At 72.3% G+C, this 20,049-nt stretch carries 23 protein-coding genes; 5 read left to right on the top strand and 18 right to left on the bottom strand.

The window, feature by feature from the left end; translation table 11 throughout:
- Positions 1–16: 16 nt before the first annotated feature.
- A complete protein-coding gene (locus ACZ41I_RS09300; RefSeq protein ID WP_399769296.1) occupies positions 17–352 on the top strand; it encodes a hypothetical protein in 336 nt (111 codons plus the stop codon).
- Between the two features lie 229 nt (positions 353–581).
- Here the strand turns inward: ACZ41I_RS09300 and ACZ41I_RS09295 are convergent, their stop codons facing one another.
- The 6 genes from ACZ41I_RS09295 to ACZ41I_RS09270 all read right to left on the bottom strand — a co-directional run bounded on the left by ACZ41I_RS09295 (position 582) and on the right by ACZ41I_RS09270 (position 6,758).
- On the bottom strand, positions 582–1,421 hold the full coding sequence (locus ACZ41I_RS09295; RefSeq protein ID WP_468513672.1) for a cytochrome c oxidase assembly protein: 840 nt from the start codon (positions 1,419–1,421) through the stop codon (positions 582–584).
- A complete protein-coding gene (locus ACZ41I_RS09290) occupies positions 1,421–1,981 on the bottom strand; it encodes a DUF2243 domain-containing protein (protein ID WP_399769292.1) in 561 nt (186 codons plus the stop codon). Before ACZ41I_RS09290 ends, ACZ41I_RS09295 begins: the two co-directional genes overlap by 1 nt.
- 193 nt (positions 1,982–2,174) lie before the next feature.
- The gene (locus ACZ41I_RS09285) at positions 2,175–2,732 is read right to left on the bottom strand and encodes a pyridoxamine 5'-phosphate oxidase family protein (protein ID WP_468513671.1); all 558 of its coding nucleotides are present in this window, start codon (positions 2,730–2,732) and stop codon (positions 2,175–2,177) included.
- A 371-nt stretch (positions 2,733–3,103) separates the two neighbouring features.
- A complete protein-coding gene (locus tag ACZ41I_RS09280) occupies positions 3,104–4,348 on the bottom strand; it encodes an LmeA family phospholipid-binding protein (protein ID WP_468513670.1) in 1,245 nt (414 codons plus the stop codon).
- A gap of 66 nt (positions 4,349–4,414) precedes the next feature.
- Positions 4,415–5,947, bottom strand: coding sequence for a glycerol kinase GlpK (glpK, locus tag ACZ41I_RS09275; protein ID WP_468513669.1), 1,533 nt, complete (start codon positions 5,945–5,947; stop codon positions 4,415–4,417).
- Between the two features lie 43 nt (positions 5,948–5,990).
- Entirely contained in the window at positions 5,991–6,758 is a 768-nt protein-coding gene (locus tag ACZ41I_RS09270) for an IclR family transcriptional regulator (protein WP_363218296.1), read from the bottom strand.
- Positions 6,759–6,953: 195 nt separating this feature from the next.
- On the opposite strand from ACZ41I_RS09270, the gene ACZ41I_RS09265 reads away from it, so the two are divergent.
- Positions 6,954–7,376: an ATP-binding protein gene (locus ACZ41I_RS09265; RefSeq protein WP_399769285.1), complete on the top strand. Its 423-nt coding sequence runs from the start codon at positions 6,954–6,956 to the stop codon at positions 7,374–7,376.
- Here ACZ41I_RS09265 and ACZ41I_RS09260 read toward each other — a convergent pair.
- Together ACZ41I_RS09260 and ACZ41I_RS09255 are read right to left on the bottom strand one after the other, a co-directional pair.
- Positions 7,373–8,554: a PP2C family protein-serine/threonine phosphatase gene (locus tag ACZ41I_RS09260; RefSeq protein WP_468513668.1), complete on the bottom strand. Its 1,182-nt coding sequence runs from the start codon at positions 8,552–8,554 to the stop codon at positions 7,373–7,375. The two genes, ACZ41I_RS09265 and ACZ41I_RS09260, sit on opposite strands and share 4 nt — an antisense overlap.
- A 98-nt stretch (positions 8,555–8,652) precedes the next feature.
- The gene (locus tag ACZ41I_RS09255) at positions 8,653–9,411 is read right to left on the bottom strand and encodes an IclR family transcriptional regulator (RefSeq protein WP_363218298.1); all 759 of its coding nucleotides are present in this window, start codon (positions 9,409–9,411) and stop codon (positions 8,653–8,655) included.
- A 164-nt stretch (positions 9,412–9,575) separates the two neighbouring features.
- Between ACZ41I_RS09255 and ACZ41I_RS09250 the strand changes: the two genes are divergently transcribed.
- Positions 9,576–9,839 (top strand): hypothetical protein, encoded by a 264-nt coding sequence (locus ACZ41I_RS09250; protein ID WP_468513667.1) that lies wholly within the window; start codon positions 9,576–9,578, stop codon positions 9,837–9,839.
- Positions 9,840–10,092: 253 nt separating this feature from the next.
- Here the strand turns inward: ACZ41I_RS09250 and folE are convergent, their stop codons facing one another.
- The 3 genes from folE to ACZ41I_RS09235 all read right to left on the bottom strand — a co-directional run bounded on the left by folE (position 10,093) and on the right by ACZ41I_RS09235 (position 11,835).
- Positions 10,093–10,752 (bottom strand): GTP cyclohydrolase I FolE, encoded by a 660-nt coding sequence (folE, locus tag ACZ41I_RS09245; RefSeq protein WP_468513666.1) that lies wholly within the window; start codon positions 10,750–10,752, stop codon positions 10,093–10,095.
- Position 10,753: 1 nt separating this feature from the next.
- Complete coding sequence (locus ACZ41I_RS09240) at positions 10,754–11,212, bottom strand: hypothetical protein (RefSeq protein ID WP_363218301.1); 459 nt, start codon at positions 11,210–11,212, stop codon at positions 10,754–10,756.
- Positions 11,213–11,286: 74 nt separating this feature from the next.
- Positions 11,287–11,835, bottom strand: a complete 549-nt coding sequence (locus ACZ41I_RS09235; protein WP_399769278.1) for a DUF2231 domain-containing protein — start codon at positions 11,833–11,835, stop codon at positions 11,287–11,289.
- 121 nt (positions 11,836–11,956) lie between these two features.
- Here ACZ41I_RS09235 and ACZ41I_RS09230 point away from each other — a divergent pair, with 121 nt between their 5' ends.
- Together ACZ41I_RS09230 and ACZ41I_RS09225 are read left to right on the top strand one after the other, a co-directional pair.
- The gene (locus ACZ41I_RS09230; RefSeq protein WP_468513665.1) at positions 11,957–12,709 is read left to right on the top strand and encodes a helix-turn-helix transcriptional regulator; all 753 of its coding nucleotides are present in this window, start codon (positions 11,957–11,959) and stop codon (positions 12,707–12,709) included.
- A 185-nt stretch (positions 12,710–12,894) separates the two neighbouring features.
- Entirely contained in the window at positions 12,895–13,452 is a 558-nt protein-coding gene (locus ACZ41I_RS09225) for a DoxX family protein (RefSeq protein WP_468513664.1), read from the top strand.
- 52 nt (positions 13,453–13,504) lie between these two features.
- On the opposite strand, the gene ACZ41I_RS09220 is transcribed toward ACZ41I_RS09225, so the two are convergent.
- From ACZ41I_RS09220 to ACZ41I_RS09190, 7 genes are all read right to left on the bottom strand, one after another.
- Complete coding sequence (locus ACZ41I_RS09220; RefSeq protein ID WP_468513663.1) at positions 13,505–14,416, bottom strand: NAD-dependent epimerase/dehydratase family protein; 912 nt, start codon at positions 14,414–14,416, stop codon at positions 13,505–13,507.
- A complete protein-coding gene (locus tag ACZ41I_RS09215) occupies positions 14,413–15,552 on the bottom strand; it encodes a cytochrome P450 family protein (RefSeq protein ID WP_468513662.1) in 1,140 nt (379 codons plus the stop codon). Before ACZ41I_RS09215 ends, ACZ41I_RS09220 begins: the two co-directional genes overlap by 4 nt.
- Positions 15,549–16,310, bottom strand: coding sequence for a glycosyltransferase (locus ACZ41I_RS09210; protein ID WP_468513661.1), 762 nt, complete (start codon positions 16,308–16,310; stop codon positions 15,549–15,551). Before ACZ41I_RS09210 ends, ACZ41I_RS09215 begins: the two co-directional genes overlap by 4 nt.
- Positions 16,307–17,785 (bottom strand): class I adenylate-forming enzyme family protein, encoded by a 1,479-nt coding sequence (locus ACZ41I_RS09205; protein WP_468513660.1) that lies wholly within the window; start codon positions 17,783–17,785, stop codon positions 16,307–16,309. Before ACZ41I_RS09205 ends, ACZ41I_RS09210 begins: the two co-directional genes overlap by 4 nt.
- Positions 17,785–18,525 (bottom strand): glycosyltransferase family A protein, encoded by a 741-nt coding sequence (locus ACZ41I_RS09200; RefSeq protein WP_399769264.1) that lies wholly within the window; start codon positions 18,523–18,525, stop codon positions 17,785–17,787. Before ACZ41I_RS09200 ends, ACZ41I_RS09205 begins: the two co-directional genes overlap by 1 nt.
- The gene (locus ACZ41I_RS09195) at positions 18,522–19,550 is read right to left on the bottom strand and encodes a 3-oxoacyl-ACP synthase III family protein (protein ID WP_468513659.1); all 1,029 of its coding nucleotides are present in this window, start codon (positions 19,548–19,550) and stop codon (positions 18,522–18,524) included. Before ACZ41I_RS09195 ends, ACZ41I_RS09200 begins: the two co-directional genes overlap by 4 nt.
- A 150-nt stretch (positions 19,551–19,700) precedes the next feature.
- Positions 19,701–20,000 carry a hypothetical protein gene (locus ACZ41I_RS09190; RefSeq protein ID WP_363218311.1) on the bottom strand — a complete coding sequence of 100 codons (300 nt, stop codon included), beginning with the start codon at positions 19,998–20,000 and terminating at the stop codon, positions 19,701–19,703.
- Positions 20,001–20,049 lie beyond the last annotated feature (49 nt).

The following is a 20,049-nucleotide window of genomic DNA, read 5'->3' as shown; positions in this document are numbered from 1 at the left end:
CGGCACAGTGATCGACATGAAAGCATTCACGGGGCTGACCAAGAAACACGACGCCGTACTGCTCATCCGGGACTCCGACCTGGTCGCGGCGACCCTGCGGCAGGCGCTGAGCGAGGCGTCCCCCGAAGAGCGCCCAGGCCTGGAGCGCGCCGCCGCGCTGGTCGAATCCACGGCCGCCGCGACCGACCCGCAGCTGCGCGCCCGCTGGGTCCGTTCCCGGCTGGACGCCGTCGGCTTCACCGGGGACATCGCCTCCGTCGCGGCGGTCAGGGCGCTGCGCCAGGCCGAGCCCTCGCTGAGCCTCCTGGCGTCCGTACAGCTGCAGAGGGACGCAGTGGCCCACCCTGAATGATCCGGCACGCCCGGGGCGGAACGGGGGCGCCCGGTGCCGATCGTGGCCACCCCGGCACGCCGCCCGCCACCTGCGCACCTGAAGAGCTGCACCCTGGGACGGGGCCGTTCCCGGGACGGGACCGTTGTCGCTGCGCACCGGACAGCACGCCCCGCAGCCGGCCCCCAGCCACCGGCCGGCGGTCCGCTGACCACCCTGCCTTCCCGCCTAGTGGCCCCGAGGGGGTTCGTCAGTCCCGCACTGCCCCGTACACCGGCGCCGCTGACGTCCTCGCTGCCTGACGGGAACCGCGCTCCGGGCGCCAGGTGGCGACGAGGGCGGCCGCGAGGAGGAGTTCGGCGATGTCACCGCCGTAGTACATGATCTCCGCACCGCCCTGGACCTGAGGGATGGGAGCGCGGATGTCTATCCAGAATCCGCCGTACATCAACTGCGCGATGACCGCGTGCGCGGCGATGGCACAGCCGAGGCAGACCAGCCGGGCCCGTACGCCGGGGCGGGCCGGAGCGGGGTCCGGACCCGCGATGACGTGGGCGAACAGACAGCCCGACAGCAGGAAGTGCGCGTGCAGCAGCCAGTGCCCGGCAGGATGGGCCATGGCGGTGTTGTAGAGCGGCGTGAAGTACACGACCGCGAGACTGCCGGTGGACAGCAGCAGGGCCGGCACCGGATGGGTGAGGAGACGGGCCGGACGACTGTGCAGGAACACGGTGAGGCCGCGGGCGCGCGGTGCGGGCAGGGCGCGCAGCAGGAGCGTCACCGGGGCGCCGAGTACGAGGGCGAGCGGGGCGTACATGCCGATGAGCAGGTGCTGGGCCATGTGACCGCGGAAGTCGCTGTGGGCCAGGGGCGCGAGGGGCGGCAGCAGGGCGATGGACGCCAGGGCGAGACCCGTGACGAAACTGACGGCGCGCCAGCAGCTCCAGCCCCGTACCGGGTTGCGGCGGCGCGCCCGGTGGACCAGGAGGAGATAGAGGACCGCACACACCAGCAGGCCCAGCAACGGCACCAGTACGTCTGCCGCACCGCTGCCCTGCGGGTGATGCATGTGGCCGCTGTCGTCGCCCATCAGCCGGCTCGGCCTGCCCGCCCGGTGCCGGCGGCCTGCGGATCGAAGGGCCGTGCACCACGCTGGAGCAGCCGGCCGCCGCCGACCAGCAGCGCTCCGAGGGCGAGGAAGCCCATGTCCCACCAGAGCTGGTACGGCCCGCCGTGGACGTGGTGGATGCCCAGGATCTGGTGGTCCAGAATGCCTTCGACGAGGTTGAACAGGCCCCAACCGGCAAGAATCCAGCCCCACAGGACCCGCGAGGCCCACACGCGGCGCCTGCCGGTCGTCACCCGCGCGTAGAGGATCGCGAGGCCGGTGAGCACAGCGATCCAGCACACGGTGTGGAAGATTCCGTCCCACACGGTGTTCATCTCCAGCCCGGAGACGGTGTGCGGGTCGTAGTACTTCACACCGATGTGGTCGTGATTGGTGCTGGTGAGCATGTGGTGCCACTGCAGCAGCTGATGCAGCAGAATGCCGTCGACGAACCCGCCCAGCCCCACCCCGAGGACGATCCCGGGCAGCTGAAGGCTCGGCGGCGCGGTGTGGTCCCTGGTTCCGTCCACGGTGGTGGCCATGACCATCCTTCCCTCGGCGTCCGCTGTCCCTCAAGGAGCTACCAGTTCCCCGGCCCCACGGCGCCGTCACCGTCGGCCATTCGCAGACGACGCCGTGCCGCGCGAGGATTTGGGCCAGGCGAGGACTTCGACCGGACGAGGACTTCGGCCGGACGACGACGGCGCGGTACAGCGTGCCGAAGACCGCCGCCGCTCAGAACGTCCAGCGCGTATGGGTGTAGACCCCCTCGCGCCGGCCGAAGCCGTACGCCGTCTCGGGAGCCACCGCGAACACCACCACGTCCCCCCTTCGGAACGCATCCCCGATGCCGTGGAAGGTGCCCTCGGGCGAGGTGATGTGCGGCCCGTACTTCGCCTCATATGCCGCGATGACCTCGTCCAGCACGGCCGGATCGGCAACCGGCTCGGCCCTGCCCTCCACCACCAGGTCGAGCCCTTCGCCGAGCGAGTTCCCGCCGGTGGTCAGCGCGCAGTGGCTGTCATGAGCGAGGTTCTTCGCCTTCTGCTCCCCCTTGCCGGTGGAGAAGTACAGCACCCCGTCGTGCCAGGCGGCGATCACGGGCGTGACATGCAGCCGGCCGTCCGCGCGCACCGTGGACACCCAGAAGATCTCGGCGGCCCTCATCTGCCGTTCGGCCTCGGCCCATTCTGTGGCGGTGACGTCCGCGGCACCCGGCCGGGGATTGAGCGCGGAACTGTAGCGGGCGTCCAGCTCGGACGTGGGCTGCTTGGCGGGTCCCTGTTGTGGCATGCGGATCTCCTTCCTCCCCCCATGTAAGCCGACCGCCCTGATCGGGAACGCCGCCACGCCGTCACCGTTCGGGTGTGGCCGGACGAGATGTGGTCGTGGGTTCTTGCGCCAGTCGTTTTGCTGTCGCTCACCGTCCCGTGCCGGGCGCGGGAAGAGGTAGCCCTGCCGGCCCACTTCCTGGCCGAAGAGCGTCGGAAGCCACAGCACCATCTTCAGCAAGGCTCGGCCGCCCACATGCCGAGCCCGTTCCCCGTGCACCCCGCCGAACGGACAGCGACCGGCGAAGGGGCCGATGGCCAGGAGCGGTGACATCGCAGCCCACATGCCGATGCAGGCGACGCCGAAGCAGACGAACAGGCCGCGTCGCCGGTTCAGCGGCCCAGGAGCAGTCCCGTTCCCGACACCTCGGCGCGGATGCCGTCCCTGTCCACCGTCACGCGCTGCAGACGCAGGGAGCCTCCGGGTGGCTTCGGGAGCTGGAAGGCGAAGGAGAAGCGGTCGGCGATCTGGGGGCGGGTGAGCTTGGTCAGCGCGGTGAGCAGGGACGGGTCGAGGCCCAGCCTGGTGAGGAGTTCCGGGTGGGCGAGAGCGGCGTCCACGAGGTTGATGCGGGTCAGCCGGTGCAAAAAGCGCGGGGCGCCGGTGAGTCGATGGAGTTTGTCCTCGTCGTGGAGCGCGGCGCGCACCGCGCTGTCGGGGACACCGAGGCGGTGCACGATCTCGGGGAGCGCCAGGAAGGCCTTGATCTTCTCCGCCTCCCGGGTGAGACGTCTCGCCGATGCGGGGGTCAGGTGGAGCCCCTCGGCGGGCCTGGTGCCGGGCCGGTAGGTCGCGAGGCCGTCGATGTCGAGCCGGATGCCGTCCACGGAGGTGGCGATGCCGCGGTCCCCGTTGCGCCGGATGCGCGCGTCGGCCCGTACGCTCAGGTCACGGCCCGCCATGTGCAGGGAGCCGCGGGCCTGGACGCCTTCCGGTCCGTGCGCCGTGAAAGCCACCTGGGAGGCGCCGAGTTCGCGGTTCATGTCGGCGAAGGACAGCAGGACCTGACCGCGCACCTGCCGGACGAGTGCGCCGCGCACCGCGGTGGGTCCGTCGCCGTCGATGCGTATGTCGTGTGCGGTGGCGGTGACCTGGGTGAGGGTGACCCGGTGGGCCGGGATGCCGGGGACGGTCACCCGGACCGAGTCCAGGCGTTGTGCGGCCAGTTGCGTGAGGAAGGGAAAGCCGCCGATCCGTACCTCGGGGGCGGCTGCGAGGTGCAGTTTGTCCTTCAGCTGTTCTGAGGCCCTGTACTCGGCGTACAGCAATGCCCAGCGGTCGGCAAGGGTGACGAGGCAGGCGAGGGTGACGACCCAGGCGAGGCCCCGGACCACCGTGGGCAGGCCCGTGGCGCGGTTGCGACGGCGGCTGCCGCGCCGGTGGTTGGGTGGTGCCCAGGGCTCCTCGGCGTCGTCCTCCTGCCGGGCCGGCGCGCTGTCCTCGGTGAGGAAGTCGTCCAGCGGATGGTCTGCCAGCGAGGCCAGTTCGTCGTACGGATTCCGGCGGGGTGGAACCTCTTCGGCGGGAGGCCCGTCCGACTGAGCAGCATGATGCGTCTTTATGTGGGGGGTACGCATCGGTAGATTTGATCACATAATGGCACCCGGTGCGCAAGTCCTACCTGAAGTAAGGCGCGAAATACGTCACTTGGGTGGGCGCGGCTCGGCTGAGCGCGATGTCCGGGCCCACCCCAGGGAGCGTTCCACCGCCCGCTGCCAGTTGTCGTACTCCGCCTCCCGCAGTCGGGGATCCATGGCGGGCAACCACTGCGCCGCCCGGTGCCAGTTGCGGCGCAGCACTTCCAGGTCCGGCCAGTAGCCGGAAGCGAGGCCGGCCGCGTAGGCGGCGCCGAGGGAGACCGTCTCGGCGACCAGGGGCCGCACCACGGGCACGTCGAGGACGTCGGCCACGAATTGCATGAGCAGGTTGTCCGCGGTCATGCCCCCGTCCACCTTCAGTTGCTGCAGGGAGACCGAGGAGTCGGCGTTCATGGCGTCGACGACCTCGCGGGTCTGCCACCCGGTGGCCTCCAGGACGGCGCGCGCCAGGTGCCCCTTGGTGATGTACGAGGTGAGGCCCACGATGACCCCGCGTGCGTCACTGCGCCAGCGGGGTGCGAACAGGCCCGAGAAGGCGGGGACGATGTAACAGCCGCCGTTGTCCTCCACCGTCCGCGCCAGGGTCTCGATCTCCGGGGCGCTGCTGATCAGGCCCAGGCGGTCACGGAACCACTGGACGAGTGCGCCGGTGACGGCTATGGACCCTTCCAGGGCGTACGCCGGCCGCTGGTTCCCGATCTTGTAGGCGACGGTGGTGAGGAGCCCGTGCCGGGACCGCACGACGTCGCCCCCGGTGTTCAGCAGCAGGAAGCTCCCCGTTCCGTAGGTGCATTTCGCTTCGCCCGGCGAGAAGCAGGTCTGGCCGAAGAGCGCGGCCTGCTGGTCGCCGAGGGCGGCGGTGAGGGAGACGCCCGGCAGCAGCGAGCGGGCGTCGCCGTACGTCTCGGCAGACGACCTGATCTCGGGCAGCATCGAGCGGGGGACGCCGAAGAAGGCCAGCAGCTCTTCGTCCCAGGCGAGCGTGTGGATGTTCATCAGCATCGTGCGGCTGGCGTTGGTGGCGTCGGTGATGTGCAGGCCACCGTCGGTGCCTCCGGTGAGGTTCCAGATCAGCCAGCTCTCCATCGTCCCGAACAGCACCTCCCCGTCTACGGCGCGCTGCTGCAGACCCTTGATGTGGTCGAACAGCCAGCGGATCCGCAGCGCCGAGAAATAGGTCGAGGGCGGCAGACAGCACCGTTGCAGGAAGAACTCCTCACCGGGGTCCTTTCTGAGCTCCTCGACGAGCGGCGCCGTACGCGTGTCCTGCCATACGATCGCCCGGCCCAGCGGTGCGCCGGTACGCCGGTCCCAGAGCACGGTGGTCTCGCGCTGGTTGGCCAGGCCGACGGCGGCGACCTGTCCCGTGCCGACCCCGGCGTCGGACAGGGCCTCCGGCACGACGCGTCGTAGGTTCTGCCAGATCTCGACGGCGTCGTGCTCGACCCAGCCGGGCCGGGGGAAGTGCTGCTGGTGCTCCTTCTGCGCGACCGAGACCAGCCGCCCGCGGTGGTCGAAGAGAATGCATCGGGTCGAGTTGGTGCCCTGATCGATGGACATTACATACCGTTCAGCCATGATCGGGTCTGCCTTCCGATGGATAAGGGGCGGCTGTCCTGGCCTACCAGCGGGCGGCTCCCAGGTCTCTGGAGATCGCGCGCGCCGCTTCACGGATCAGGGTGACCAGGCTCGGGCGGGGACGGCCCTGGCTGTCGCAGATCCGCTCGACCGGCCCGGACAGGCCGATGGCGCCGACGACGAGGCCGCCGTGGCCGCGGATCGGCGCGGCGAGCCCGGCCTCGCCCATGCTCATCTCCTGGATCTCGGCGCCCCAGCCGAGTTCCCGCACCTCGGCGAGTGCCCGGGTGAGCCGCTCGCGGTCCACCAGCGTGTGGCGGGTGTACGCCTCCAGGCCAGGCCTGTCGCCGGGCTCGATCGTCGCGGTCCCGAACGCCAGCAGTACCTTGCCCAGCGAGGAGGCGTGCAGGGGCAGCAGCGAGCCCACGTCCAGGGTCTGGAAGGTGTCGTCCGGCCGGAACACATGGTGGACGATGAGCACGCTGCCCTCCAGCGGGGTGCCCAGGCGTACCGCCTCCCCGCTGCGGGCGGCGAGGGCATCGGCCCAGTTCAGGGAGCGCGAGCGGAGTTCGTTGACGTCCAGGTAGCTGGTGCCCAGGTGCAGCAGGGCGGCTCCGAGCTGGTATTTCCCGGTCGCCGCGTCCTGCTCGACGAAGTCCACGTGCTGCAGGGTGCGCAGGATGCCGTGGGCGGTGCCCTTCGCCAGCCCGAGCGAGGCCGCCACCTCGCCGAGCCCGAGTCGGCGGGGCCCACCGGCGAGCAGGCGCAGGATCGCCGCCGCCCGTTCGATCGACTGGACTGGGCCGGCCATGAGCCGAGCCTATTACCGCCGCGGGTGCTTCGCTCCGCGGGCGGACGGCGCTCGGGGGTCGCAGGTGAGCAAAGCCGTTCGGCAATGCCGACCGCTGTTCATTGACGGGCCGGATTTGTCTTCATAGTTTGCTGCGAAGCCGGTATGCGTGAGGACACAGCGTCGGACCGGCAGCACACACCATGGGGAGAGACCATGACGGCTCAGCTCAACACGCTGCTTCGGGCGGCTTGCGAACACGTGTGTCCGGTGCCTCCCGTCGCCGGCGCCGTCTCGGCCGTACGCCGGCGTGTTGCGGCGGTCCTCGCCGACTGGAGGGTGTTCCCGGAGCTGGTCGAGGACTCTCTGCTCGTGGTGTCGGAGCTGGTCACCAACGCGCTCCTGCACGCCCGCCCCCCGGCCGTTCTCCGGTTGTCCTGGATACCCGACGACGGCGCCTGCACCCTGCGCGTCGAGGTCACCGACGCGGGGGCTGCGTTCCCGGTGGGCGGGGCCCGTGCCGACGACCCGGACGAGCACGGCCGGGGCGAGACGATCATCCACGCCCTGGCGACCCGCCACGGCATACGCGTCCACCCGGGCGGGGTCACCCGATGGGCCGATCTCGTCGCGGTCTAGAGCGTGGCCTCCACCGGAGACGGCAGGAAGGCCGTTTCGCTGTCCGCGGTCTGCCTGCGGAGCAGGAGCAGGGCGGCGTCGTCGTGCAGGCGGCCGCCCACATGCGCCAGCAGCTCGTCGTGCAGCGCGGTGAGTGTGCGGGCCGGCTCGTCGGAGACATGGCGGGCCAGCCCTTCGGCGAGCGGATAGAACTCGCGCGCCTGATCGCGGGCCTCGGTGACCCCGTCGGTGTAGAGCAGCAGCTGCTCTCCCACCGCGAAGGGCAGCCGCTGCAGACGAGGGGCCTGGCCCGAGAGGGCACGCAGCCCGAGAGGCGGCGCGGGGTGGGCCGGCTCCACCGCCCTGACCTCTCCGGACGCGGATATCAGCAGCGGAGGCGCGTGTCCGCAGTTGACGACCTCCAGCTGTCCGGGCCGGGGCCATCCGGCGACCACGGCGGTGACGAAGTCGTCGGGGCCGAGGTTGCGGGCGAGGCTCCGCTCGATCCTGCCGACGACGGCGAGCAGGTCGGGCTCGTCATGGGCGGCCTCGCGGAACACCCCGAGCACCAGTGCGGCGGTCCCCACGGCGGGCAGCCCCTTGCCGCGCACGTCGCCGACGATCAGCCTGACACCGTGCGGGGTGGGCACCAGGGCGTACAGATCCCCGCCGATCCGGGCCTCCGCCGCCGCGGCGCTGTAGCGGACGGCCACCCGGAACGGTCCGACGGTCTCCGGGACGGGCTGGAGTACGGCGTGCTGGGCGGCCTCGGCGACCGAGCGGACGGCTGCGAGGACCCGCTCACGCCGGCTGCGCAGCGCGCCGGCCAGGCCGCTGGCCGCCGTGACGGCCAGCAGCGCGGACAGTACGGCCATCAGCTCACCGGCGGGAACGCCGTTTCTGATACCCAGCCCCGCGCCCAGCGCCGTGGCGAGGAGACCGGCACACAGCACCCCGCGCGGCCCGTTGGTGGCGGCGGCCAGCGCGGGCCCGGCCGCCAGCAGCGGCAGCCAGACCATGCCCGCCCCGCCGGAGATGTCCACGAGCACGACGACGGCGAGGACCAGGACCGGCAGCACGGCTGTTCCGGGGGACGGCTGACCGGCGGCACGCCGGCGTACCGATCCCCAGATGCCGGCTGCACGCTTCCTGAACAAACTCGGCTCCTGGTCGCCACCATGGTGTCGGGCCTGACTCATGTTTCTTCCGCAGTCCTCGCCTGTACGGGATGCACACCCGGAATGTCCCTTTCGTCAAGGAAAACGGGCTCGGCGTGGCTGCCACAAGAAGCGGAATTTCAGATAGTGAGCGAGAGGCTCCTGGTGATACGGCTCGCGACCGGGAGCAGCCGTGCCCGGATCTCCTCGATCTGGTCCCGCCGTTCCACGGGCAGGGAGACGCCGAGCGAGCCGAGCGTGCCGCCACGATAGACGGGCACGGCGACGCACACGGTGCCGAGTGAGTACTCCTCCAGGTCCGTGACCGCCGGGGCGAGGGGGGACGACGCGATCCTGCGCAGCAGCTCGGGAAGGCTGGTGACCGTACGTGGTGTGAGGTCGGGTAGGTGGTGGCGCGACAGATAGTCCCGGCGGGCGTCCTCGTCCAGCTCACGCAGCACGGACTTGCCCAGGGCGGTGGCATGTCCGGCGTCCTCGAACCCCACCCAGAGATCGACCCGTGGGGCACGGGGCCCGTCGACGATCTCGGCGACCCTGATCTCACCGTCCTCGTAGAACGTGAGGTAGGTGGCGGTGCACAGCTCGTCCCGCAGGGCGGCGAGCGCCGGGCGGATGCGGCTGAGAAGGGTCTGCGTGCCGGCCGCCGAGTGCAGGGAGTTCAGTCTGTCGCCCAGGACGAAGCCGCCGTCGTCCAGTTTCCGCACGTATCCGTCGTGCACCAGGGTGCGCAGCAGGTGATACGCGGTGGCCAGGGGCAGACCGGTCTCGCGTGCCAGCTGTTTCGCCGGCGCACCGTTCTCGTGCGCGCTCACCGCCTCCAGCAAACGGAAGGCCCGCTGCACGGACGTGATGAGCGTGGGGCCGTCCTGAGCGCTCATAGGACCAGACTGCGCCGGGGGAGGTGGCACGGGCAAGGCGGGGATCACCGCCGGAATCGCCGATGGACCGGCCGCGCGTCGATACGCCCATCCTCGCCTCGGATCGGCGAGTGTCGTGCCGGAGAACGTGCCAAAGAGACAACGAAACGCCTCGAAGGAGCGCAATGATCAAGTCTTTCCGGATTGCGGCTGTCACTCTCCTCGCCGTCGGTGGCCTCGGTGTGCACGCGGCCGACGCGTCGGCGGCCGCCTCTCGTTTCGGCGCCGCTCCGATCGGCGCCCTGGCTCACGGCTCCGCGCGGTTCCCGGCGCCGCCCACGGGTGACAGTGCCGAGGGGGCGTCCGCCGGCCGAGCCTTGGGCGGCCCGGCCGATCCCATCAGCCTGGGACCCCTCAACGTCGCGGTCCCTGCGGTGGGTCTGCTGTAGCGGCGGCCGGGCTCGGCGCCACAGAGGCGGAGCGCCTGCTGGAGCAAGGAACCCGGAGAGGCCGTACGCAAGTCCGACCGCGACTTCGCGGAGCTGCTTCCCGAGGGCTCGGCCACGCCCGCCGGCCATGGGCTGCACATCCTGGAGCGGCACCGCGGCAAAGGGGTGCGGGCAGGCCGCGAAGGCGGCCGGCGAACAGGCCTGACGCGGCTCTCCACGCCACGGCCCGGCGCGGGGCGGCGGTGGCCCGCGGTCATGAGGCCACGCCGGTCAGGGCCAGGAATTCGCTCCGCGAACGGGCGTCGGACCGCAGCAGGCCGAGCAGGGTGGAGGTCATGGTGCTGGAGCCGGTGGCCTGCACCCCGCGCAGCGTCATGCAGGAGTGCTCGGCCTCGATGACCACGCCGACGCCTTTGGGCTCCAGGTGTGTCTGCAGCCAGTCGGCGACCTGCTTGGTCAGGCGTTCCTGGACCTGCGGCCGGCAGGCGAAGTGCTCGACGACGCGGGCCAGCTTCGACAGGCCCAGGATGCGGGCGCCGGGCAGGTAGCCGACGTGGGCGGTGCCGACGAACGGCAGCAGATGGTGCTCGCACACGGAGCGGACCGGAATGCGGCGGGCCAGGACGAGTTCGTCGTAGCCCTCCTCGTTGGGGAAGGTGGTCAGGTCGAAGGAGCGCGGGCTGAACAGTTCGGCGTACGCGCGGGCCATCCGCCCCGGTGTGCCGCGCAGGCTCTCCGAGGCGGTGGAGATGCCCAGTGCGGTGAGGAACTGGCCGGCCGCTGCCTCCGCGGCGGCCAGGTCGATACCGTCGGGCTCGTGGACGACCCGCAGCGCGGGCCGTGCGGATGGCGCGTCCTCCGCATCGGGCGGGTCTATTCGGGCGGTGGTGCGGTGCTCGGGCCGCGGGCTCATGTCAGCTGCCTCCGATGCCCAGGGCGGTGAGCAGGACCAGGACGAGGGTGACCACGGCGAACAGGCCGTGTGCCAGCACCACGGCGAGGGGGAAATGCCGTTCGGCGGGTACGGCCCCTTCGGCTCCGGCGGCCGTCGCGGCGGCCGGTACCGCCCCGGCCGTGGCGCGGTCGCGGTAGACGGGGATCCAGCGGGCGAGCATCACGAATCCGAGCAGGGCGACCGGCAGCAGCAGACCGAACGACGTCCAGGCCAGGGCGCCCTTGTCGGCCACGACATAGATGATCCACACCACCAGCCCGATCGCGGCCAGGGCGAAGTGCCCGAAGACGACGGGTGCGGGCAGGCGGCTGGTGCCGGATTGCTGCTGCCGGATTCCACCGCGTTGGATCCAGGTGCCGAGCATGTAGAAGCCGCCCAGAGCGGTGACCACCCAGGTGATCAGTGCGGCGATGTCCATGGGAACTCCCAGCTGAAGACGGGGTAGGAGGCGGTCGGAGGGCACCGGCCGCCGTGGCGGGTGCGCGGCCCGGGTCAGGCGACGGAGCGGGCGTTCCCCGGGCCGCGGTCGGTGGTGAATCCCTCGGCCTGGGTGCTCTCGTCGGCGACCCGGACGCCGTAGCGGTAGGCGAGCTTGCCGCCGAGGAATCCAGAGACGCCCAGGGCTGCCACGCTCAGTGCGGACAGGACGAGCCGCCCGATGCCGACGCTGCCACCGCCGGTGTGGTCGCCGTACCGCCACAGGAAGTTGACGACGTAGGCGGCGGTCACCAGCAGGTTCAGCGTCATGTGGACCAGGGCGGTGCGAAAGGCCGGGGTGCCGCTGGGGATCGCGAACAGGTCGAGGAATCCGACCATGGCTGCCAGCAGGGCACCGATCACCCCGACCGCGATCAGCCACTCCGAGGACTGGGTCAGGAAGCCCGGACGGTGCACTGCGTGGGACGCGATGTCGAACACCAGGCTGGTCACCCAGGCGCCGATCGGCACGGTCACCAGGATCGGGTGGAACGGGTGGCCGTACGGGCCGGCGAGCGAGGCGCTGACCGGACGCTTCGCCTGAAGCTGTGGCTCATTGACCATCGCAACCTCCCAGGGGTTTCACCAATAAATGTTGGTCTTATTCGGGTAAGACGTCAAGACGTGCAGAACAGAGGGCCAAAAAGGCAGTTGCGCCCAGCAAGGTGGGAGTTACTGTGGTCTCGTGGCTTCCCACCCGACTCCGCAGCCCGACACGGCCGACACCGCCCTCGACTCCGTGAGCGTCCTGAACGAGGACTCGCGCAGGCGCATGTTCACCTTCATCCGGCGGGCCCGCCGTGCCGTCACCCGCGACGAGGCCGCCGCCAGCGTCGGCATATCCCGCAAGCTCGCCGCCTTCCACCTCGACAAACTCGTCGACGCCGGCCTGCTGCGCGCCCGCTACGAATCACCGGGCGGCATCCGCAAGGTCGGCAGACAGCCGAAGGTGTACGAGGCCACCGACACCCAGATCACCGTGACCATCCCCGAGCGGCGCCACGAACTGCTGGCCGGTCTTCTCCTGGACGCCGTCCTGACCGAGGGCGCCGACGAGAACGCGACGCAGGCGGCCATGCGCACGGCCGACCAGCGGGGCCGGCAGATGGGCGAGGCCGCACGCGAGGAGACCCGCCCGGGCCGTCTGGGCCCCGAGCGCGGGCTGACCGCGTGCGAGCGGCTGCTGGACCAGTACGGCTACGAACCGGTCCGGGAGAGCCCCACCCGGCTCCGGCTCCGCAACTGCCCCTTCCACCCGCTGGCAGCGAAGGCCCCCGACCTGGTGTGCGGCATGAACCAGGCCTTCCTGAGCGGCTACCTCGACGGTCTTCAGGTCACCGGAGTCCACGCCGTCCTCGCCCCCGAGCCCGGGGAATGCTGTGTGCGGCTCGGCCCGAGCGGCCCCGAGGATGACGACCGGACGCCCCAGGACCGCTGAGGGCGACACCGGCCGCCTGCCTCCGGCGGGCCACCGCCCAGATGCACGGCACTGCCCTCGGCGCAACGATCGTAGGGAGGGCCGGCTCTGCGCCGCTGCGCGGGGCCCGCCCGTCGACCGGTTGCTCGGTATCCGCCCGAGCTGGGGGAAACGCCCGTCATGGCGTTCCGACCGGAGCATCTGCCATGTTGACCAAGCGCATCCTGAACCGTGCTGCTCGTTCCACGGAACCGGTAGCGCATCCCACCACCGCCTCCAGGACGACCGCCGCCGATGCCGGCCTGCTGCTGATCAGACTGACCTTCGGTCTGCTCATGGCCGCCCATGGAGCTCAGAAAGTCTTCGGGCTCTTCGGAGGCCCGGGCCTGACCCGGACCGGCAAGGGGTTCGCGGCCCTGGGCTATCACCCGGGAAAGCTCTTCGCCACGATCGGCGGCCTGTCCGAATTGCTAGGCGGCCTCGGCCTGGCGCTCGGTCTGCTGACGCCGCTGGCGGCTGCCGCCCTGATCGGCGTCATGATCAACGCGATGGCCACGGTCACCGGCGCGCACGGCCTGTGGGAGACGGACGGCGGCGTGGAATACAGCGTGTGCATCGCCGTCGTCGCGCTGGCCGTCGCAGCCACAGGTCCCGGCCGGCTGGCCGCCGACCGCTTCTTCCGCTGGGGCGAGGGCGGCTGGACGGAGGCGGCCTTGGCCCTCGGCCTCGGCGGCGCCGCCGCTGCGGTCACGCTCGCTCTCTGAACGGACCACCGGCCCACTCGGCCATCCCGCGCCGGTCGAGTGCCCGGCCCGCTCACACGGCCGGCCGGGCCGCGGTGTAGTCCCCGAGCACACGACCACCCGTCCAGCCCTGGGCCTCGGCCTTGGACACGTCCAGGACGACGGAGTTGGCCAGCTGGTCGACCGCATAACGGGTGAGGAACGGCTCAGTGTGCGGACGCAGCCGGGCCAGCGACTGGGCGGCGCCCGCTGCGGCGTGGGCGACCGCCGCCGGCAGGTGGCGGATCCGGGCCCGTATGCCGTGGGCACGGAGGACCGCCCGTACGGCCTGGTCACGGTCGTACGGCGCCGGGTCGGCGATGTTGTAGGCGCCCGGCGGCCAGTCGGCGGCGCTCAGGCACGCCTCGGTGAGGTTCTCCACGGCCGTCAGGCTGAGGCGGACGCTCGGGCCGGGCAGCAGAAGCAGGCCGCCGCGGACGCGGGACACCAGCCGCGGCACCAGATGCGGATCCCCGGCACCGTAGACCGCCCGGGGGCGCAGCACCACGGCACCGGCAGTGAGCGCCAGCGCCTCACCGGCGGCCTTGGTACGGCCGTACGCGTTCAGCTGGCTGTGCACCGGATGGTCCTCGGTGATCCGCGCCCTTCCGGGGCCGGGCGCGTAGACACTGGCGCTGCTCACCCAGACCACCGGTCGGCCGGCGGCGGCCTGCAACAGACGTGCTGTGCCCTCCACGTTGACGGCACGCATCGCCGCTTCGGCGGGGGAGCCGGGCACCGGGTCGCCGACCGCCGCCGCGCAGTGCACCACGATGTCGGCGCCGGCGAGGTCCGGCACCTCGTGGGCGGCGTCCCACGGAATGTGCCGTCCGACCGGGCCGGGGCGGCGCCCCACACACAGCACCTCGGCGCCCCGGAGGGCAGCCGTGGCGGCGACATGGGAGCCGCAGAAGCCGCTCGCCCCCGTGACGGCGATGGTGGTCATCGGGCCTCCGAAGGGCGGGCGGTGGAGCGGACGGTGAGCGAACGCCAGCCGGGCAGAGCCGCGGACCGGTCGACACGGGCCCGCACGACGGCGGGGCGGTGGGCCGCGAGTGCGGCGAGCGCGTCGTCGAGCTGCGCGCGGGCCAGGCGCGCACCGGGGCAGGCGTGGGATCCGGCGCCGAAGACGAGCTGGGCCACCTCGGGCGGCGCGGGATTGCGGATGTTCGGGGGATCGGTGTGCGCCCGGGCCGCGTGCCGTGCCACCAGGATCAGGCGGTCCCCTGCCCGTACCGGGCACCGGTCGAGAGCGCCGCCGGCCGCTGCGGCGCGCGGCAGCAGCGGGGACGGAGCGATCACCCGCAGCAGTTCGGTCACCAGGGCCGGCCGCAGCCGGTCGTCGGCCGCCTGGTCCCACCAGGCCGCGTCGGCACACCAGGCTGCGGCGCGTGGGAGAGCCGCCACCGTGGTGTTGACGGCGGCTACCGCGAGCATGGCCCGCAAGGCCGTTTCCGCCGACTCGCCGGGCGTGCTGCCTCGGGTGAGCAGGGCCTCCAAGCGGGCCGTCGCCCTGGCCGCCGCCCGGGCGGTGCCGGGCAGCCGTGGCCCGGGCAGATGACCGCGTACGGCGGCGGCCGCCACGTGGGCGGCAGCCACGGCGACACCCTCCGGGTCCGCGTCCGTCCCGAGCAGCGCACAGACGGTGGCCCCGGCCAGCTCGCGGGCCAGCGGCACCAGGTCGACCGTGCGGCCGTCGGCCAGTGGGGCGAGACGGCGGGTGAGGACCTCCCGCCACACCGGGCGCAGCCGCTCCACCCCGGCCGCGCCGAGCCCTTCGGCAACCGCACGGCGGGTGGCACGGTGACCGGCGCCCTCCTGGTCGAACAGCGACCCGCCGGCGGACAGCTCCCGCGCGGCCCCGCCGGTGGTGCCGGCCGCGGTGCGGTCCAGCGGAACACGGGTGAGGGCGTGCCGGTACGCATCGCTGCCGTGCACCAGCACCGTCCCTCCGAGCCGGGTCACCGTCCGGTGACGGCCGGCCGCGAGCAGAGTGAACAGCACGGGGTGGGAACGGGTGTACACGCGCCGGTCACGGCGGCGTGCCGCCCGTACGCCGGGCTGGACGGGCGCGGCGGTCATCGCACGTGTACCTCTCTCGTGTCGGCGGGGCAGTAGCGTCGGTCCCAGGACCACAGGAGGGTCCGGCGCGCACCCCACGCCCGCAGACGGCGCAGGCTGGAGTGGACCACCATCCGCTCGGCCCGCGCGATCCGGTCGCTGTACGCGCGTGCCCGGTTGAGGAGGACCACGTCCTCGGGCGGCCCCTGCAGCGGGACGCGCGGTGTGCCCCCGCAGCGCAGATACAGAGCCGCCGTGACGGCGAGGTTGTGGCCGTGGCACAGCACGTACGGCGCACGGAAGCGCGGGTGGCGATGCTCGGTGCGGTACCGCCCGTACAGCGCGGTCGCGCGGATCACCGCCGGCAGCAGATACCGCTCGGCGAGCGAGGGGTGTTCGTCCCTGCGTGGCACGCTCCGCCCGCAGGCCAGCTCCGTGCCGCGCCCGAACTCCCTGCGCACCGCCGCGATCCAGTCCGCGGCGGGTACGCAGTCGGCGTCGGTCCGTGCGAGCAGTGCGGCGCCCTGCCCGATGGCGTACCGGAATCCGGTGTCGACGGCGGCCCCGGTGCCCGGCTCCTCCTCTTCGACGAGGTGCACGGGAAAGGGCGCGGCGGCGGCGAAGCGGCGCACGACCTCCGCGGTCGCGTCCGTGGAGGCGTTGTCGACGACGACCAGGGTGAAGCCGGTGTCGGTCTGGGCGGCGAGCGCGGCCAGGGTGGCCCCGATGCCGGCCTCCTCGTTGTAGGCCGGTACGACCACCCACAGCGGCGCGCTCATCCCCGGGCCCCTTCCGCGAGGCGGGCGGCGGCCAGGCGCGCGGTGGCCGCGCGGTCCGGCTTGCGGGAGCGCCCGGACAGCGGAATGTCGGCCAGCAGCACCGCATCGGGCCGGGCGGACCCCATCCGCCCCAGCGGACCGGTCAGCGCGGCCCGCAGCGCCGCACGGTCGGCACCCCGGCCCGGCTGCACGACGGCGACCAGGCGCTCGTCGCCGTCACCGGCCGGTACGCCGACCAGCAGGGCCAGTTCGACGCCGGGCACGTGCAGCGCCGGCTCGTACAACCCCGGGTAGATGTTCTCCGCGCGCCTGAGCACCATGTCCTTCAGGCGGCCCTGCAGCACGATCCGGCCGCCCTCCAGGTGCGCACGGTCACCGGTGGCGACCCACGGGTCCGGTTCCTCGCCCAGGTAACGGTCCCGGGCCGCCGGACCGGCCAGCAGCAGTTCACCGGAGGCGTCCGTCCTGGCCGTCACCCCCGGCAGCGGAGCGCCCACCAGATCGCCCCCGCCGGTGAAAGCGGCCTTGTCGGCCTGTTCCACCGCGGCGGCGGGGAACAGCTCGGTCAGCGCGTACACGCCCCACGCCTCCCGCGCCCCCGCCTGCTTGACCCGGGTGAGCAGATCGGCACTGGCCGGAGCCGACCCCGTCCACACCCGCCCGGTGAACCGGGCCCCCGCGGCGAGCAGCAACCGCAGCTGAGGTGGCGTCAGATAGGTGGCCTGCGGGTCCAGTCGGCGCAGCTGCCGGACCAGAACGCGCGGCGAGCGGGCGGGCAGCGCGACCGGTGCACCGCTCGCCAGGGACGGCACGAGGACGAAGAACGTCCCGCCCAGCACCGGCCGTTCGGCCTCCACCCGGACCAGACCGGTCACCGTGGCCATCCCCGCCGCGAGCGAGGAACGGGTGTGCACCACCGCACGCGGCCGGGACGTGGTGCCCGAGGTGAAGACGATGACCGCGTCGCCGTCCTCGTCCACCGGACGCGGCAGGACCACCGACCGGACCCCGGTCTCCAACGCCGGGGCGCAGCCGGGCAGTCGGGGGCCGACCGTGGCCACCGGCCCCAGCGTCTCGAGGTCCGGCAGGGCCAGGTGCGCCCGACGGGCGAGCGGGCGGGCCCACCCGGCGACGGCCTGGGCGGTGGCGTCGGCGAGGACGACATCGGGCCGGGCGAGGGTGAGCCGGGCACGCAGCACGTCCGGTCCCGCGCCCGGGTCGAGCACCGCGGCCCGCGCCCCGAGCCGGTGTACGGCGAGCATCACGGCCAGCGCCCGGGGTCCGGGCCGTACCGCGACGCCGACGGTGCTGCCGCGTGCGATGTCCCGTGCGTGCAGCGCAGCGGCGTAATGGTCGGTGAGGTCGGCCAGGTCCCCGCAGGTGGCCATGACGCGTACGGCTCCGTTCCGGGCGGTGCCGAGAACGGCGGGCCGATCGGGGCTCTTGCGCAGGGCGTGGGCCAGTGTGTCGAGCATCAGCGCGGGTCCTCCGGGTGCCGGCCCGGGCCCCGGTCGAGGTACCAGCGGGCCGTGCCGACCAGCCCGTAGGCGCGCAGCCGCCGGGTGGAGTTCTCGACGACCATGGCGCGGGCGTGGACGATGGCGGTGGTGCGGCGCCGGACCCGGTTGAGGAAGAGACGGTCGGTGGGGGAGGGGCGGCGCGGCATACCGCCGACGGCTTCGTACAGGGCGGCCGTGACGGCCATGTTGTTACCGGCGTGCATCCGGTACGGCGTGAGATAGCCGTGCCGGCGCCCGTGCGCGGGGCGGACCCGGCCGAAGAACGCGGCGACGCGGACCAGCGTGCGGAAGACGGCACGCCCGAGCGGTCCGTGTTCGTCGCGACGTGCGTCGATACGACCGCACACCAGGCCTGCGCCCTGCCTCAGGGCGTCGCGGGCGGCGGCCGTCCAGCCGGGGCGCGGCAGACAGTCCGCGTCGGTGCGGGCCAGCATCGTCGCGCCGTTGCCTATGGCGTACCGGAAACCGGTGTCCACGGCACAGCCGACGCCCTTCTCCGGCTCGCTGAGCACATGGACCGGGAAGGGGGCCCGGCGGGCGAAGTCGTACGCCATCGCTGCCGTGGCGTCGGTGGAGGCGTTGTCCACGACGACGAGCGTGAAGTCCCGGTCGTGCTGGGCCGCGAGCGCGTCCAGCGTGGCGCCGATCCGCGTGGCCTCCTGGTGTGCGGGCACCACCACCCACAGGGCACTCACGCCTTCTCCCACACCATGGTCATCAGGCTCACGCCACCGCCCAGGCCCACGAACAGCACCCGGTCGCCGGGAAGCAGCCGCCCGTGGACCCGGTCGAGCTGCACGCCCAGCGTGGCGCTGGCCATGTTGCCGAGGTCGGGCACCGTGACGACGAGCCGGTCCCGGGGTATGCCGGTGAGCTCCACGAACCGCTCCAGGTACGGCACGGTGACCTGGTGCACCAGGACGTACCGGAAGTCGCCCCAGTCCAGCCCGGTGCGCAGCCTCATCCGGTCCAGCACCGACGTGCCGATCTTCTCGAACACCTCGCGCAGTTCGGTCCCGTCGCCGCGGAAGTACGTGTGCTCGTCCCCGCGGGGGTGACGCGAACCGCCACCGAAGATCCCGCCGACCCGCCAGTGCTCGGAATGCGTCTCGGTGTCGACGTCGAGGATGCCGCCCTGCTCCACGGCCTCCAGCACGACCGCGGCTCCCGCGTCACCGAAGGTGTAGCCCGCGAAGCCGTCCCGGAGCTGGCCGGGGCCGGAAGGGGCGTGCCGCACCGCCCGGCTCGGGGTCTCCCCGGTGACCACCAGAGCCCGGCGGGCCCGGCCGGCCAGGATCATCGCCCGCGCCGTGTCGATTCCGTTGACGAAGCTGTTGCACGCGTTCGTCACATCCAGCGCATGCGCCCGGGAGCCCAGCTCGGCCTGCACGACGTGGGCAGTCGCCGGTTCGGCCATGTCCCGCGTGGCGGAGGCGAACACCAGCAGATCCACGTCGTACGGAGCCAGACCGGCCCGGACCAGCGCGGTACGCGCCGCCCGCACCGCGAGCGTCGAGGCGTACTCGCCCTCCGCCGCGGCCCGGCGCGAGACGATCCCGGTGACGCGTTCGAGCATCCGGGCTGGCAACCGCAGCCCGGATGCCGTGGAGATCTGCTCCTGCAAGTGCTGGGACGTGACCGCGAGCTCCGGCAGGCAGGACGCCACTGACGTGATGCCCACCCGGAGCACGGGACCGCGAGCAGCGTGGTCTGTGTGCATGGGCTGGACGCTATGAGCGGACACGGACGGCCTGCCTGAGCACGCGTACTCAACTCGCCTAGGTAGAAGCCTCCCACCAGGTCGTCTGCGCACACGCCACGCCGCGGAGGGCGCGCCCGTGGACGCGCCCTCGATTGCCTGTGGTGACCGCTAGCCGACGATGATCACAACCGTTCCGTTGTTGAACCGGTGGTCGAACCGGTGGTCGAAGCGGTGGTCGAAACAGAACCAGGGGTGGTGGAAGCAGAAGCCCCGGTGGTCGAAGCGGAACCCGCCGTGGTCGAAGCAGCGCCAGTCGTGATGGCCGAAGCACTGGTCGGTGATCACACCGGTGTGAACGGACGGGGCTGCTGCTGCCGCCGTGCCTGCTGCGCCGATCGCAGCGCCGCCGGCCATCAGCAGGCCGGCCGCGGACGCCGCGACGAGACGCCTCGCGCCTTGTACTCGCATGATGGATGCACCCTCTTCTTTCCGGACTGCGGCCCTACTCTCAGTACGT

Source organism: Streptomyces sp. NPDC030799 (assembly GCF_055572255.1).
Note: the sequence above shows the minus strand (reverse complement) of the source record. Positions and strands in the feature narration are given on the sequence as shown.

What these genes read in the sequence shown, in the direction of transcription:
- ACZ41I_RS09290 (WP_399769292.1), bottom strand. Translation starts at nt 1,981, where the DNA reads ATGGCCACCACCGTGGACGGAACCAGGGACCACACCGCGCCGCCGAGC.
- ACZ41I_RS09190 (WP_363218311.1), bottom strand. Translation starts at nt 20,000, where the DNA reads ATGCGAGTACAAGGCGCGAGGCGTCTCGTCGCGGCGTCCGCGGCCGGC.
- ACZ41I_RS09250 (WP_468513667.1), top strand. Translation starts at nt 9,576, where the DNA reads ATGATCAAGTCTTTCCGGATTGCGGCTGTCACTCTCCTCGCCGTCGGT.
- ACZ41I_RS09220 (WP_468513663.1), bottom strand. Translation starts at nt 14,416, where the DNA reads ATGACCACCATCGCCGTCACGGGGGCGAGCGGCTTCTGCGGCTCCCAT.
- ACZ41I_RS09235 (WP_399769278.1), bottom strand. Translation starts at nt 11,835, where the DNA reads ATGGTCAATGAGCCACAGCTTCAGGCGAAGCGTCCGGTCAGCGCCTCG.
- ACZ41I_RS09195 (WP_468513659.1), bottom strand. Translation starts at nt 19,550, where the DNA reads ATGCACACAGACCACGCTGCTCGCGGTCCCGTGCTCCGGGTGGGCATC.
- ACZ41I_RS09210 (WP_468513661.1), bottom strand. Translation starts at nt 16,310, where the DNA reads ATGAGCGCGCCGCTGTGGGTGGTCGTACCGGCCTACAACGAGGAGGCC.
- ACZ41I_RS09205 (WP_468513660.1), bottom strand. Translation starts at nt 17,785, where the DNA reads ATGCTCGACACACTGGCCCACGCCCTGCGCAAGAGCCCCGATCGGCCC.
- ACZ41I_RS09265 (WP_399769285.1), top strand. Translation starts at nt 6,954, where the DNA reads ATGACGGCTCAGCTCAACACGCTGCTTCGGGCGGCTTGCGAACACGTG.
- ACZ41I_RS09280 (WP_468513670.1), bottom strand. Translation starts at nt 4,348, where the DNA reads ATGCGTACCCCCCACATAAAGACGCATCATGCTGCTCAGTCGGACGGG.
- ACZ41I_RS09215 (WP_468513662.1), bottom strand. Translation starts at nt 15,552, where the DNA reads ATGACCGCCGCGCCCGTCCAGCCCGGCGTACGGGCGGCACGCCGCCGT.
- ACZ41I_RS09270 (WP_363218296.1), bottom strand. Translation starts at nt 6,758, where the DNA reads ATGGCCGGCCCAGTCCAGTCGATCGAACGGGCGGCGGCGATCCTGCGC.
- ACZ41I_RS09260 (WP_468513668.1), bottom strand. Translation starts at nt 8,554, where the DNA reads ATGAGTCAGGCCCGACACCATGGTGGCGACCAGGAGCCGAGTTTGTTC.
- folE (WP_468513666.1), bottom strand. Translation starts at nt 10,752, where the DNA reads ATGAGCCCGCGGCCCGAGCACCGCACCACCGCCCGAATAGACCCGCCC.
- ACZ41I_RS09295 (WP_468513672.1), bottom strand. Translation starts at nt 1,421, where the DNA reads ATGGGCGACGACAGCGGCCACATGCATCACCCGCAGGGCAGCGGTGCG.
- ACZ41I_RS09285 (WP_468513671.1), bottom strand. Translation starts at nt 2,732, where the DNA reads ATGCCACAACAGGGACCCGCCAAGCAGCCCACGTCCGAGCTGGACGCC.
- ACZ41I_RS09225 (WP_468513664.1), top strand. Translation starts at nt 12,895, where the DNA reads ATGTTGACCAAGCGCATCCTGAACCGTGCTGCTCGTTCCACGGAACCG.
- glpK (WP_468513669.1), bottom strand. Translation starts at nt 5,947, where the DNA reads ATGGCTGAACGGTATGTAATGTCCATCGATCAGGGCACCAACTCGACC.
- ACZ41I_RS09240 (WP_363218301.1), bottom strand. Translation starts at nt 11,212, where the DNA reads ATGGACATCGCCGCACTGATCACCTGGGTGGTCACCGCTCTGGGCGGC.
- ACZ41I_RS09255 (WP_363218298.1), bottom strand. Translation starts at nt 9,411, where the DNA reads ATGAGCGCTCAGGACGGCCCCACGCTCATCACGTCCGTGCAGCGGGCC.
- ACZ41I_RS09300 (WP_399769296.1), top strand. Translation starts at nt 17, where the DNA reads ATGAAAGCATTCACGGGGCTGACCAAGAAACACGACGCCGTACTGCTC.